The sequence below is a fragment of the Enterobacter sp. 148H3 genome (genome assembly GCF_034107425.1).
GTDB lineage: Bacteria > Pseudomonadota > Gammaproteobacteria > Enterobacterales > Enterobacteriaceae > Enterobacter > Enterobacter vonholyi.
The window spans coordinates 382934-397138 of record NZ_JAWNEI010000003.1; the positions used below are offsets into that span (position 1 = coordinate 382934).

Below are 14205 nucleotides of genomic sequence, written 5' to 3' on the forward strand. Positions count from 1 at the left end.
CGAGCATTGTCGCATGTTTAGCGGTTGAGTTGAAGTTAACGCCAGGATTAAGGATAGATGCTGGAAATAGTATGAGGTAACTTTTTTGCTATGCGTAACCTAAAGAACACATTTTATATTCAGTGGGTTACGCATCATTTCAGGCGTAAAAAAGGAAAACACTGCGAAACTAATACCTGTTCTTGGGCATTGCCAGCAGGTAAAGCATTGCGAATATCAATGACCCCCAGTACACCGAATCGTACCGCCAGGGATCAAAATCGATATGTAAAAAACCGCGAACAAACTCATAGCCGTTGGCAAAAACGTTAATCTGGATGGCTGCAATGGCTATCACAAACAGCGTATAGGCTATGAACAGTGGGTATTTTCGTAGCCGGTTAACCTTCTGTTTCCCGATATATAACAAGAAAAAAACTACTATAGATACAATGAAATAGTACAAAGCGGGCAGCATTGGCGGAGATAAGGACAACCCCAGCTGTTGCGACATGCATCATTCTCCCTCTTTATCAGAAACTCACCCGGTTCCTGATATCGTCCCATCACATCCAGAAGGATTGCAGTTTTCACACCCTCTTGCCATTCTTTAACGTAATTCAGACAGGCTTTTTTCGCATCCTCAACCCACTGCATTTTTCTCTACATGCCCTGAGCAGATTCAAGCCAAAGATTCCTCGTAGCAACAATATCATGGAGTTAGGATGTAGACATGCTCTAGAATAATTCATAGAACTTATTGAATTCAATAATATTTTAGAAATTGTAAGATAATTTTAATCATGCTAACGTGAATGCAAAATCACTGGAGAAAGTCTTATGAAAATCGCGGTATATAGCACAAAGCAGTACGACAAAAAGTATCTGCAACATGTTAACGAGGCGTACGGGTTTGAGCTTGAATTTTTCGACTTTCTGCTGTCCGAAAAAACCGCCAAAACGGCGCACGGCTGTGAAGCCGTCTGCATTTTCGTAAACGATGACGGCAGTCGCCCGGTGCTGGAAGAGTTGAAAAAACAAGGGGTGAAGTACATCGCCCTGCGCTGCGCGGGCTTTAACAACGTGGATCTCGACGCGGCGAAAGAGCTGGGTCTGAAGGTGGTGCGCGTTCCGGCGTACTCCCCGGAAGCGGTGGCTGAACATGCGATTGGCATGATGATGTCGCTCAACCGTCGTATTCACCGCGCTTATCAGCGTACCCGTGACGCTAACTTCTCGCTGGAAGGACTGACCGGCTTTACCATGTACGGCAAAACCGCCGGCGTGATCGGCACCGGTAAAATTGGCGTGGCTGCCCTGCGCATTCTGAAAGGCTTTGGCATGCGTCTGCTGGCGTTCGATCCGTACCCAAGCGCCGCAGCGCTGGATCTGGGCGTGGAATACGTCGACCTGCCGACGCTGTTCTCGCAGTCCGACGTGATCTCCCTGCACTGCCCGCTGACGCCGGAGAACTACCACCTGCTGAACCAGGCGGCATTTGACCAGATGAAGGATGGCGTGATGATCATCAACACCAGCCGCGGCGGGCTGGTTGATTCTCAGGCCGCTATCGAAGCGCTGAAGACCCAGAAAATTGGCGCGCTGGGGATGGACGTGTACGAGAACGAACGCGATCTGTTCTTTGAAGACAAGTCGAATGATGTGATCCAGGACGACGTATTCCGTCGCCTCTCTGCCTGCCATAACGTGCTGTTTACCGGCCACCAGGCGTTTCTGACTGCCGAAGCGCTGATCAGCATTTCGGAAACCACGCTGGGGAACCTGCAGCAGCTGGAAAAGGGCGAAGCGTGCCCTAACGAACTGGCATAAGCGTGACGCCGGGTGGCGGCTATGCGCCACCCGGCGTACTGTCCGTTTCCCAGGTCCGGTGCGCAAAGCACCACCAGAGCAGGACGGCCACCAGCGCAATCGCGCTCAGGACACTGAATGCCGTGGCAAATGAGTAATGACCTGCAATCGTGCCGGTTAACGCCGGGCTCATGGATGCCCCAATCCCCTGCATTAGCATCACCACACTCTGCCCGGCATTGACGTGCCCGCTACCGCGCAGCAGCACCACGATAAACGACGGTACCGCGACGCCCAGGATCCCTGCGGCCAGCCCGTCAAGAATTTGTACCGGGATCATCATGAGCGGCGCGTCCGTAGACGCCGCCAGCGCGGCGCGCACCGGCATCACCAGCAGCGCCAGCATAATCAAGCGCCAGTAGCCGTAGCGGTCTATTCGGTGGGCGACCCAGATGGCGACGGGTATCATCACGGCCTGAGAGATGATAACGGTGCCCGCCGCGTACAAACCGGGGTTGATCGAGGCGGGCGCGGCGGCCACCCTCATGCTCAGCATCGGCAGCAGCGCGGCGTTCGCCAGGTGAAACAGCAGCAGCGTCAGCCCGGTCACAAACAGCGCCCGGTTTTTCATCAGCACTGCAAAACCGGGGACCGGCAGGCTCGCTGAAGAAGAGAGCCCCCTAGCCGCGTCGTTATCGATATCCCCGTTGCGAATGGCAAGCAGCGCGCAGAGCGTTAACAGCGTGGTACAGGTCATCAGCAGGAAAATTCCGCCGACGCCCCAGTACCAGGCAATGCCCCCTGCAATCAGTGCGGTAACAAAGTTGCCGCCGTGATTGAATGCCTCATTTTTGCCCATCTGTGCGCTGAACCCGCTCTGGCCGGTCAGCCCCAGCGTAATCCCGGCGATCAGCGGCCCGACAAACGCCGCACAGATACCGGAGACAATTTGCGACACGGCGACAACGCCGCTCTGCTGGCTAAACCAGAGCAGGAGCGTGCTAAGGGTGATGAGCAGGCACACCAGCGCCAGCACGGTACGCTTGCTGCGTGAGGTGTCGGTGATGAATCCCGCCGGCAGCGTGGCCAGTAATCCCGCCAGCCCACCGGCCGTCATCAGGATGCCGATATCATCAGGGGTCCAGTGGCGTTCGGTCAGGAAAATACCGAGAAAAGGCCCCAGGCCATCGCGGACATCCGCGATGAAAAAACTTGTCAGGCACAATGCCCGCAGCGAACGAAGAGACATACTTCCTGCCTTTGTCTGTTATCGCCTGTAAAAAAGGAAATGTAGTATAGCGGGTATTTTTTAAAATCAGATGACGTCTTAAAAAATATGCCTTGCGAACTTAAACAATTCATAACGGAGGCTGTTTTTTCGCTTTACTCATTATTTCGCCTGACTATACTGGCAATAAATTTTCACAGGAGACCTTCGTTGGAAAGTCATTTTATCGTCGATACGAAGGTAAGCTAGCGCAATTTTCTCGCTGCTTACCTGAAAGGGTGGGCAGCAATCCTCTTTAAGCGATTGTATCCCGAAATAGTAAAACCACTCATTTTGTGGGGCATCGCATGTTCATGTTTACACATTCACTCTTTCCGCCACCGTCGTCCTGACACGTTTAGCATTTAAACGGCGTTATAATGTGCTTAGCAAGGCACTGACGCTTATTATTTAATAACGTTTACAGGCGACAGGCTGATGTTCCCTTATATCTCTCATCTGCTCGCAGCGATGCTGTTGGGCGCAATTATTGGCGCGGAAAGACAGTGGCGCCAGCGTATGGCCGGACTTCGTACCAATGCACTGGTTGCCACGGGCGCGGCAGTGTTCATCTTAAGCTCGGTATCCACCTCTCCTGATAGCCCGGGGCGCATCGCAGCGCAGATCGTCTCCGGTATCGGCTTTCTTGGCGCAGGCGTCATTATGCGTGAAGGAATGAATATTCGTGGTCTGAACACCGCCGCCACGCTGTGGTGCTCGGCCGGAATTGGCGTGCTATGTGGTTTAGGCCAGTTCTGGAATGCCGCCATGGCCAGCTTAATTATTCTCTGCGCCAACATATTGCTTCGCGAAGCCGCGCAGCGGATTAATCAGCTGCCCGTGCTCCATGAAGGCGAAAAAAGCTATGTTCTGAAAATCACCTGTGCTGACGAGCATGAAGATGCGGTGCGGCAGAGCATCGTTAATATGGCGAAAGAGTTGACGTTAAGTCTGAAAGCGATTTATTCCGCCACGGCTCAGGCTGAGGGAAAAACCGAAATTCGGGCTGAGGTGATGACCCGTGAAGAATACCGAAAATTACTCGAACTGATTATGGGCAATATGGGCGGGAATAAAATTATCGCGTCCGTCAGCTGTCACGCAATATGAACAAGGTACCGGGCATTGCGCCCGGTTGAGGCTTTGGCGTTTTGCAGAAAACGGACCGTGACGCGGAGAGATTCATCCCCGGATGTCCCTGTTCGTTGTCACGCCACGTTGGCAAGATCACGGACAGGTTCGAATGTACGCCTATCACATAACCGAAATTTGTCCCCGTTATGACACCCTGCTCTCTGTTTTCCTGAAATTAACGGTCTACCCTGAATTGTGTCAAAAACACTCAGGAGGGACAAATGTACAACTCAATTTTAGTTCCAATTGACATTTCGGAGGATAGCCTGACGCACATGGTTATCCCCTTCGTTCAGGCACATACAGCACTTAACACAGCTAAAGTTCACTTTCTTACTGTCATTCCATCGCTTCCGTATTATTCATCATTAGGCCTGGCCTACTCGGTCGAAATGCCGAAGCTGAAAGAGTTCCAGCACGCAGCCTTAGCAAAGCTGGATGAGATCGTTAAGCAATTCAAAATTCCTCCAGACAAGATACAGACTCACGCCGTGACGGGCTCTCCAAAGGATCAAATCCTTAAGCTCGCTGACACGATCGATGCCGACCTGATTATCATCGCTTCCCACAAACCTGACATATCTACGTATCTGTTGGGTTCGAACGCTGCGGCAGTGGTTCGGCATGCGAAATGCCCTGTCCTGGTCGTAAGATAGAAAGCGGCGTTTACGATCGTGGATACGAACGGAGAGCGAATAACAACAACCGGGCGAGAAGCCCGGTTTTTCATTTGCGCTTTCCTGAGTGAAAGCGCGATTTAGAGATTTACTCTGTTTGCGTTTAAATTTAAGTCCGTAATGGCGGCCGGTTTTCCAAGCAGGTAGCCCTGAACCTCATCACATTTATTTTCTTTAAGAAAAGAGAGCTGTTCGGCGGTCTCCACCCCTTCTGCGGTTACCGCCATGGAATAGGCTTTCCCCAGGTCAATAATTTTCTCCACGACTGACTGGTTCTGCGGCGAGTCACCCAGGGTAAAAATAAAGCTCTTGTCGAGCTTAAGCCCATCAAACTGAAACTTTCGCAGATAGCTCAGAGAGGCATAGCCGGTTCCGAAATCGTCAATCAGAATGCGGACGCCCATTTTTTTGAGAGACTTCATGGTCTGCAGCGTTTTTTCAGGATCGGAAAGCGTTACGTTTTCCGTCACTTCTATTTCCAGCCGGTTGGATTCAAGCCCTGTTTCGTGAAGTAACTCTTTTATCCTTTCAGCAAGATCGCTTGCCTGGAATTCGATAGCAGAAATATTTACGGATACCGATAATCCCGGCAATTTATCTTTCGTTTCCGCACACGCTTTGCGTATGACCCAGTTGCTCAGGCTAATAATAAGCCCGGTTTCTTCTGCCAGCGGAATAAACTGGTCGGGCATTATGGTCCCCCGAGTCGGATGCTGCCAGCGTACCAGCGCTTCGACGGCCTCTATTTTAGAATACCGGAGGTTATAACGGGGCTGGTAAACCAGGTAGAGTTGTTCTTCGCGAATCGCGGTCTTCAGCTCTAATTCCAGTTTCCTGCGTTCGGTCAGCTTTTCCGACATATCCGGGCGATAATAGACCCATCGGTTTCTGCCGGATTGCTTTGCCTGATACAGCGCAATATCTGCATAGCGTAGAAGATCGTTTGCGCTGATGCTATCCCGGGGAGCCTGTGCAATGCCCATGCTTACGCCTATCGCTACCTCATTCCCTTCAATGGAAAAAGGTCGGTTCAGTTCTTGCACAATGCGGCGACACACCTCTTCAATCTGGTCTTGCTGGCTGGTGTTGCCGAGGAGAATCATAAATTCATCCCCTCCCTGCCGTGCGACAAAATCACCTCGTCGAACGCAATATTTAAGACGTGAAGCGACCTCACCGAGCAGAGCATCCCCAGTAGAGTGCCCAAAAATATCATTGACGGGTTTAAACTTGTCTAAATCGAGACAAATCATGGCAAAGGGATAATGGTTAAGGTCTTCTTTAGCCAGCTGGCCTGCCAGAAATTCCTTAATATGATAGCGGTTCGGCAGACCGGTTAATTCATCATGACGTGACAGAAACTCCACACGTTTTGTTGCTTCAACTTCCTGAGAGACATCGGTTGCCGCGCCTCGCAAAACCACCGTTCCATCAGGCTGAGCAGAAAATTTTGCCAGGAGCGTGCAATATGACGTGGTTTGATGCGCGTGAGTATAAGGACAGTTTTTAAATTCAAAGCGCTCAGTTAAGTCCCGCTGGCTGGCACAGGCATGTGATAACCCGCTTGTCGACGGAAAGAGTTCATCCAGGCTGCGGCCTATCCATTTGCTATTTTCATATCCCGTTATTGTAGTAAAACGACCTGACAGCCATGTTATCTTTAACGATAAATCTGTTTCCCAGAACCAGTCGCTGGTTGTTTCACTGACGTCCCGGAATCGTTTTTCACTCGTAATTAGATTTAATCGCGCCTGCTCAAGGAGAAAGCTATTTTCGTCAAGCATTCTCGCCTTGTGCATAATATGACGCATTAATATTAGCGTCATTGATATCGTCAGAACGACTGAAAGAATGAGTAATGGCAAAAAATAAATTATCAACGCCTGGCCGGGATTTTCACCGTCCCAGATAATTTGCACATCACCATTCTGGGTGCTTAAGGTAAATTCCGTCTGATTATTTATTTGGGAAGTCACTGTAGCCGGTGAGGTACGAACATTCAGAATGCCGGCATCCTGCCCAATCGTGAGGAGTTTTTTAGCCGTTAACTTATCTATAAACACCATTGTCGAAGGTTTCCCCGGTAAGGGTTGCACGCTCGTATCATCACCGGTCGTTATCCATTCAGCAGAAACAATGGCCGGGACCGAATTGATAAGCGTTAGCACAGAAACCGGCAATCCATTTTTAATGCTTATCTCACGCAGTAAACGGTCTTTGGTTGATTTGTCTAACCAGCGCTCCAGATCCTGAAGCTTCAGTTTCCCGTCAACCACGCTGTATCGCGTGCTCCCTTCAGGAGAGAGAACAAACACCCCTTCGTAGCCAAAGTTGTCATACAGGGACTTGCCCAGATTCTGCTTATCCCATGCCCAGTGAATGTCAGTGGTCAGATGAAGATGTTTGTAGGCATCTCCCCACTCGGCATTGTCTTTCAAATGACTTCGCATGTTTTCCTGGCGGGTATCCAGGGCCTTCCTTAACAAAAATTCATCGTGCTTGTCGCTGATTTTATTAACATTATCTTTTATTATGAGCAGGGAAATTATTGCTGCAATAAAAATACTTATCAACAACGTTACTATATAGGTAAAAGTTTTATTTATCAGGCCTTTAGAAGGCTCGGTATCCGTGAAGCCCGGATTGTTCAAAGGTAGGGTCATCTTTCGCCTTCTTGACTGCTACTGCGTCGATTCTTATGCCATTTTCATTTATCGGCACAAAATAATAAAAATTTATAGCTAAAAATTGGCAGTTAAAAGTTTTTTTATTTTTACAATCCAGATCAAAGTATTAATTACTCACTCATTTACAGACTACTCTCGGTAAATTATATATACCGGTAGAAGCGCGTTTTAATCTCACATTTTTTATTTATAAAGAACGCCTGTAAAATTTTTTTGCTGAAGCATTTACCAGCAAGATGAAATTAAAAAACCGGGCGTAAAGCCCGGCTCTTTTTTCTGACGAGACTGTCTCTATTGGCTCAACCCGCGATTCTCCAGCATCGGTTCAATCTTCGGATCGCGCCCGCGCCAGCTGCGATAAAGTTCAGCCAGATCCGTGCTGTTACCACGAGACAAAATCGCCTCGCGGAATTTTTGCCCGTTTTCACGATTTAAGCCGCCCTGCTCGACAAACCATTGATAGCCATCATCCGCCAGCATCTGCGTCCACAGGTAGGCGTAATACCCCGCCGCGTAGCCACCGCCGAAAATATGGGCAAAATAGCTGCTGCGGTAGCGCGGCGGTACGGCGGGCAGATCCAGCCCCTCTTTTTGCAGCGCTGCCGCTTCAAATCCTTCAACGTCCGAAACGGCCTCGCCGATGCCGTGCCAGTTCATGTCCAGCAGCGCGGCAGCCAGCAGCTCCGTCATGTCATAACCCTTGTTGAAATGGGTCGCGTTGAGCATGCTTTCCCGCAGCGCGTCCGGCATCGGCTCCCCGGTTTCGTAATGGCGCGCATAATGGGTAAACACCTGTGGATGGCTGGCCCAGTGCTCGTTGATTTGCGACGGGAACTCAACAAAATCACGCGGCGTATTGGTGCCGGAAAGCGTAGCAAAACGCTGGCTGGCAAAAAGACCGTGCAGCGTATGGCCAAACTCGTGGAACAGGGTGATCACGTCATCCCACGAGAGAAGCGCGATCCCGCCATTCGTCGGTTTTTGGTAGTTACAGACGTTGTAGATAACCGGACGGGAAGCAAACTCGAAGGATTGTTCGACGAAATTCCCCATCCATGCCCCGCCCTGCTTGGAATCACGGGCGAAGAAGTCGCCGTAAAACAGCGCCATGCCCTCACCGGTGTGGTCGAAAATTTCCCATACGCGGACGTCCGGATGATACACCGGGATATCAAAGCGCTCGACGAAGCGAATGCCAAACAGCTGGCTGGCGGCCCAGAAAACGCCATCCTGCAGCACGGTATTGAGCGCAAAGTAGGGCCTGATCTGCGACTCATCAAGGGCATATTTTGCCTGGCGCACGCGCTCGGCATAAAACGCCCAGTCCCAGGCCTGGACGGTGAAACCGCCCTGCTCATCGTCAATGACTTTCTGAATATCGGCCTGTTCGCGTTCCGCGCGGGCGCGGGCGGCAGGCACAATGCCGCGCATAAATTCCAGCGCGGCGGCCGGGGTTTTCGCCATCTGATCGGCGATACTCCAGCTGGCGTAATCCTCAAAGCCCAGCAGGCGGGCTTGCCGCGCGCGCAGCGCCGTCAGACGCAGGATCAGCGCGCGAGTGTCGTTTTCATCCCCTTTCTGGGTGCGCGTCCAGCCTGCGTTGAAAAGGTTCTCGCGGGTCTGACGATTGCGCAGCGCGGAAAGCGCGGGCTGCTGGGTGGTGTTCAGAAGCGGGATCAGCCAGCGATCGTTCAGCCCTCGCTCCGCGGCAGCCTGCGCGGCGTCCGCGATTTCACCGGCGCTGAGCCCGTCAAGCTGGTGCGCGTAATCCACCACCAGCCCACCCGTCTTATCGGCAGCCAGCAGGCGCTGGTTAAACTGGCTGGTCAGGGAGGCCGCCTCGGTATTCAGTGCCTTCAGCTCGGCCTTTTCCGTCTCATTCAGACGCGCACCGGCCAGAATAAACCGCTGATACGTCTCCTCGACCAGACGACGAGATTCGGCGTCCAGCGCGGCACGGTCCTGCCAGACGCTTTCCACGCGGGCGAACAGCACGTCATTCAGCCAGATATCGTTTGCCAGCGCGGCAAGCTCGGTGGAGAACTGTTCTTCCAGCTCCTGTAAATACGGATTGGTGTGCGCGGAAGTCATGGCGAAGAACACGCTGCTGACGCGCGCGAGCAAAGCGCCGCTTTTCTCCAGCGCCAGCACGGTGTTCGTGAAGTCAGGCGCAGCGGCCTGAGAGATAATCGCGTTGATGTCCGCCCGCTTCTGGCGAAGGGCTTCATCGAAGGCCGGACGATAGTGGCTGTCGTCGATCTTATCAAAATGGGGTGCCTGGTAAGGCAGCAGACTGATTTCAAAAAAGGGATTCGTGGCCGTCATCTTTCACTCCTGAGTACGGGTATCCTCCCAGAGTAGGCCAGGCCGCCATCCCCTGCAACGCCGTCATACAAATGTTGCCTTAACGCACCCTCTGCGGCCGTGCTATGTTAGTACAACACAAAAAGCGTTGAGGAACAGTGAGATGATTATTTTAGTTACCGGGGCAACGGCAGGTTTTGGTGAAAGCATCACGCGTCGCTTCGTCGCCAACGGGCACAAGGTTATTGCGACCGGCCGTCGTCAGGAACGTCTGCAGGAGCTGAAGGACGAATTAGGCGACAGCATCCTGACCGCGCAGCTGGACGTGCGTAACCGCGCGGCGATTGAAGAGATGATTGCTAACCTGCCCGCCGAGTGGCGCGCCATCGACGTGCTGGTCAACAATGCCGGTCTGGCGCTGGGCATGGAGCCCGCCCATAAAGCCAGCGTGGAAGACTGGGAAAACATGATCGACACCAACAATAAAGGGCTGGTCTATATGACCCGCGCGGTGCTGCCGGGCATGGTTGAACGTAATCGCGGCCACATTATCAATATCGGCTCCACCGCCGGAAGCTGGCCTTATGCGGGCGGCAACGTCTACGGCGCGACGAAAGCGTTTGTGCGCCAGTTCAGCCTTAACCTGCGGACCGATCTGCACGGCACCGCCATTCGCGTCACCGACATCGAGCCGGGCCTCGTGGGCGGCACCGAGTTTTCCAACGTGCGCTTCAAGGGCGATGACGCGAAAGCAGACAAAACCTACGAAAACGCTAACGCCCTGACGCCGGAAGATGTCACCGAAACGGTCTGGTGGGTGGCGACGCTGCCAAAACACGTCAACATCAATACCGTAGAAATGATGCCGGTCAGCCAAAGTTTTGCCGGACTTAGCGTCCATCGTGGCTAAATCTGCCCTTCCCGGCCTGCGGGCCGGGTCTGTTTCGGTCTATAAAAGAATGGTAGTATGTTCAGGCTAACTCTCTGAGAAATGACAACTCATGGCCGCTGAATCGCAACTCAACCCCACCCAGCCCGTAAACCAGCAAATCTATCGCATTTTGCGACGTGATATTGTCCATTGCCTGATCCCACCTGGAACGCCGCTTTCTGAAAAAGAGGTGTCCGTGCGTTTTGACGTTTCCCGTCAGCCGGTGCGTGAAGCGTTTATTAAGCTTGCAGAAAACGGTCTGATTCAGATCCGCCCGCAGCGCGGCAGCTACGTGAACAAAATTTCTCTCTCTCAGGTGCGCAACGGCTGTTTTGTTCGCCAGGCCATTGAATGCGCGGTGGCGCGCCGTGCCGCAACGCTCATCAACGACAACCAGTGTTATCTGCTGGAGCAAAACCTGCATCAGCAGCGAATTGCGATTGACCGTAAGCAGCTGAATGATTTCTTCCAGCTTGATGATGAATTCCATCAGAAACTGGCGCAGATTGCGGATTGCCAGCTTGCCTGGGACACCATCGAAAACATCAAGGCCACCATCGACCGCGTGCGTTATATGAGCCTCGATCACGTCTCCCCGCCGGAAATGCTGCTCCGACAGCATCATGATATTTTCAGCGCGCTGGAAAAACGCGACCCGGACGGCGTGGAAAAAGCGATGACGCTGCATCTGCAGGAAATTAGCGAATCCGTGCAGCTGATTCGTCAGGAAAATAGCGAGTGGTTTAGCGAAGAGTAATATTCGCCGCCCCTTTCGGACGCGGCGATGGGTTTAGCGAACGACTAACACTGGAATAGTGGCGTAGCGCAGGATAGATTCCGCATTTGACCCCAGCAGATGGGTGCTGATGCCCGGATTTTTCGACCCGATGACGATCGCGTCATATTCCCCTTCTTTGCTCAGTCTGATAATTTCATCGCGGACGTTGCCAAAGCGAACAAGGCTGTCAATTTTCTCCGGCGAAATATCGAAAAGTCTTTTTAACGCGTTCATTTTCTTACCGGATTCCTCCGTCATATACTCTTCGAACTTTTTAATATCGGCGTTAAATCCACGCAGCAGGGATCGGCTGCTGGCCGGCAGAATATTGACCAGGGTAATCGAGGCGCCCTCAGCCTTCGCAAGGTTTGCCGCGTGGCGAACCGCTTTGTCGCTCAAATCCATTTCAAACACATCAACAGGCATCAAAATCTTCTTATACATAAGCCTGACTCCTTATTCCGATGAAAGGGTTATTTCCTGTACCCAGAATGGCATTAGTAATATAAACCAACCCTCAACGCTTCCCTGCTGAAACTATCATTTAATGAAAATAACGGTCTGCTTTGTAAATTGCTGTAGTGAACCGTCAGCGCCCGGCACAATAAAGAAAAAAGTGTGAGTTTGATCAAAAACAAAAACATGTGATGCAGACAGGCGTATTTATATGCTCCGTGAACGGCAACCCTGAAATAACGCCGTAACGAACAGGTTAGAGAGGAGGAAATACCATGATGACATACGACCGTAACCGCAATGCAATCACCACCGGCTGCCGCGTCATGATTAGCGGCACGGGCAAAACTGGCGTGATTAAAGCGATCCACAGCGACGGGCTGGATGCCGCGCAGGTGCGCCGCAGCAAAACGGTTGAAGTGGAAGGATGCGAAGGTAAGTTCGAACCGATTGAGCTGATTCGCCTGGGTATGCACTAAGCGGTGCGCGGACATGCCGCCGCAAACGGCGGCATGTGCTGAATTACCGCTGAGACACATACTGCTCCACGGTCGCTTTCGCTCCCTTTTGCAGCAGCGTCAGGTAGGCCTTCATCACCGCATCAACAAAGACGGCTTCACGCGGTAACTCCTTGCCAAAGATGGCTTCAATGCCGAGAAGCGCCCTGACCCGGCTTTCCCCTTCCGCACTGCCCTTCACCGCCGCCTGAATCACCGCCAGCTGCGGGTCGCTTACGTCAATCGCGTTACCCTGCTCGTCCACGCCGCCGACATAGCGCATCCAGCCTGCCACGCCCAGCGCAAGCAGCGGGAAAGGCTTCTGATGCACCAGGTGCCAGCGCACGGAATCCAGCATGCGCTGCGGAAGCTTCTGGCTGCCGTCCATCGCAATTTGCCAGGTCCGATGGCGCAGGGCCGGGTTACTGTAGCGGGCAATCAGGAGATCGGCATAGCGCCCTAAATCGACGCCTTTGACCTTCAGCGTGGGCGCCTGCTCGTTGAGCATCAGCGCGTGCGCGGCAAGACGGTAATTCTTATCTTCCATGCAGTCGTTGATATGCTGATAGCCCGCCAGATAGCCCAGGTACGCCAGAAATGAGTGGCTGCCGTTGAGCATGCGCAGCTTCATCTCTTCAAACGGGATCACGTCCGACACCAGCTCGGCTCCGGCTTTTTCCCACGCAGGACGACCCGCCACAAAGTTATCTTCGATCACCCACTGACGGAACGGTTCACAGGCCACCGCCGCCGGATCGCGCACGCCGGTCAGCCGTTCGATTTTATCCAGCGTATCGGGAGTGACCGCGGGCACGATGCGATCCACCATAGTTGACGGGAAGGTGACGTGGGATTCGATCCAGTCCGCCAGCTCAGCGTTTACCGCTCGGGCGTACGCGCAGGTGACATTGCGCATCACGTGACCGTTCTCCGGCATGTTGTCGCAGGACATCACGCTAAACGCTGGCAGACCCGCCGCCTTACGGCGCGCGAGCGCTTCCACGACGACACCCGGCGCGGATTTTGGCTGGTACGGGTTTTGCAGGTCTGCGACGATAAACGGATGATCGAGCATCAGTTGCCCGGTTGCCGGTGAGTGACAGTACCCTTTCTCGGTGATAGTCAGCGAGACAATCGCCACCTGCGGTTCGCACATCGCCGCCAGCACCGTTTCCAGCCCGTCAACCTGCGCATGCAGCGCCTTTTTGACTACGCCAACTACGCGGGAAGTCCACGCATCGGCAGACATCTCCGCCACGGTATAGAGATTATCCTGGGCCTTCAGATCGGCAATCTGCTGCTCGCCGCCAATCAGGTTAACTTCACAGTAGCCCCAGTCGCTGCCGTGTTCAGCGGCAAGGATGTCGGCGTACACCGCCTGGTGCGCCCGGTGAAATGCGCCGAAGCCTAAATGTACAATGCGTGCTTTGAGGCTGTCGCGATCGTACTGAGGCAGCGTCGCGTTGGCCTGTAATAACGTGTTTTCCATGATTAAGACTCGTTAATTAGAAAGCTGTGGATCGCTGCCGCTCTTTCTGAAGCGGCAGCGCCTGCTGACTACACCAACTAGAATGGCAGCTGGAGTAAAAAGAGAACTGCCATCAACCATACCGATACTGCCGTTTGATTTTTTGATATATATTAACTTTTGCTCATCTGGTGTGACATAAAAATAAAGTTGTGTGA

At 52.7% G+C, this 14205-nt stretch carries 12 protein-coding genes; 6 read left to right on the top strand and 6 right to left on the bottom strand.

From position 1 onward, the window contains the following. Nucleotides 1-169: 169 nt before the first annotated feature. The gene (locus USH94_RS06285; RefSeq protein ID WP_111964729.1) at nt 170-493 is read right to left on the bottom strand and encodes a hypothetical protein; all 324 of its coding nucleotides are present in this window, start codon (nt 491-493) and stop codon (nt 170-172) included. 326 nt (nt 494-819) lie between these two features. Between USH94_RS06285 and USH94_RS06290 the strand changes: the two genes are divergently transcribed. Further along, nucleotides 820-1809, top strand: a complete 990-nt coding sequence (locus tag USH94_RS06290; RefSeq protein ID WP_111964730.1) for a 2-hydroxyacid dehydrogenase — start codon at nt 820-822, stop codon at nt 1807-1809. Between the two features lie 19 nt (nt 1810-1828). Here USH94_RS06290 and USH94_RS06295 read toward each other — a convergent pair whose 3' ends face one another. Next, nucleotides 1829-3037 (bottom strand): MFS transporter, encoded by a 1209-nt coding sequence (locus USH94_RS06295; protein WP_111964731.1) that lies wholly within the window; start codon nt 3035-3037, stop codon nt 1829-1831. Between the two features lie 456 nt (nt 3038-3493). Here USH94_RS06295 and USH94_RS06300 point away from each other — a divergent pair, with 456 nt between their 5' ends. Both USH94_RS06300 and uspF read left to right on the top strand, forming a co-directional pair. Then, complete coding sequence (locus USH94_RS06300) at nt 3494-4165, top strand: MgtC family protein (protein WP_111964732.1); 672 nt, start codon at nt 3494-3496, stop codon at nt 4163-4165. A gap of 245 nt (nt 4166-4410) precedes the next feature. Then, a complete protein-coding gene (gene uspF / locus USH94_RS06305) occupies nt 4411-4845 on the top strand; it encodes a universal stress protein UspF (protein WP_023292544.1) in 435 nt (144 codons plus the stop codon). Between the two features lie 101 nt (nt 4846-4946). Here the strand turns inward: uspF and USH94_RS06310 are convergent, their stop codons facing one another. Next, nucleotides 4947-7529, bottom strand: a complete 2583-nt coding sequence (locus USH94_RS06310; RefSeq protein WP_111964733.1) for an EAL domain-containing protein — start codon at nt 7527-7529, stop codon at nt 4947-4949. A 315-nt stretch (nt 7530-7844) separates the two neighbouring features. Then, nucleotides 7845-9878 (bottom strand): peptidyl-dipeptidase Dcp, encoded by a 2034-nt coding sequence (gene dcp, locus USH94_RS06315; protein ID WP_111965760.1) that lies wholly within the window; start codon nt 9876-9878, stop codon nt 7845-7847. 142 nt (nt 9879-10020) lie between these two features. Here dcp and ydfG point away from each other — a divergent pair, with 142 nt between their 5' ends. Together ydfG and USH94_RS06325 are read left to right on the top strand one after the other, a co-directional pair. Then, nucleotides 10021-10767: a bifunctional NADP-dependent 3-hydroxy acid dehydrogenase/3-hydroxypropionate dehydrogenase YdfG gene (ydfG, locus tag USH94_RS06320; protein WP_023292548.1), complete on the top strand. Its 747-nt coding sequence runs from the start codon at nt 10021-10023 to the stop codon at nt 10765-10767. A gap of 91 nt (nt 10768-10858) precedes the next feature. Further along, nucleotides 10859-11545: a GntR family transcriptional regulator gene (locus USH94_RS06325; protein WP_014883681.1), complete on the top strand. Its 687-nt coding sequence runs from the start codon at nt 10859-10861 to the stop codon at nt 11543-11545. Nucleotides 11546-11578: 33 nt separating this feature from the next. Here USH94_RS06325 and USH94_RS06330 read toward each other — a convergent pair whose 3' ends face one another. After that, nucleotides 11579-12010 carry a universal stress protein gene (locus USH94_RS06330; RefSeq protein ID WP_111965759.1) on the bottom strand — a complete coding sequence of 144 codons (432 nt, stop codon included), beginning with the start codon at nt 12008-12010 and terminating at the stop codon, nt 11579-11581. Nucleotides 12011-12297: 287 nt separating this feature from the next. Between USH94_RS06330 and ydfZ the strand changes: the two genes are divergently transcribed. Further along, nucleotides 12298-12501, top strand: coding sequence for a putative selenium delivery protein YdfZ (ydfZ, locus tag USH94_RS06335; RefSeq protein WP_111965758.1), 204 nt, complete (start codon nt 12298-12300; stop codon nt 12499-12501). Nucleotides 12502-12544: 43 nt separating this feature from the next. Here the strand turns inward: ydfZ and USH94_RS06340 are convergent, their stop codons facing one another. Further along, a complete protein-coding gene (locus USH94_RS06340; protein WP_111965757.1) occupies nt 12545-14008 on the bottom strand; it encodes a mannitol dehydrogenase family protein in 1464 nt (487 codons plus the stop codon). Nucleotides 14009-14205: the final 197 nt, after the last annotated feature.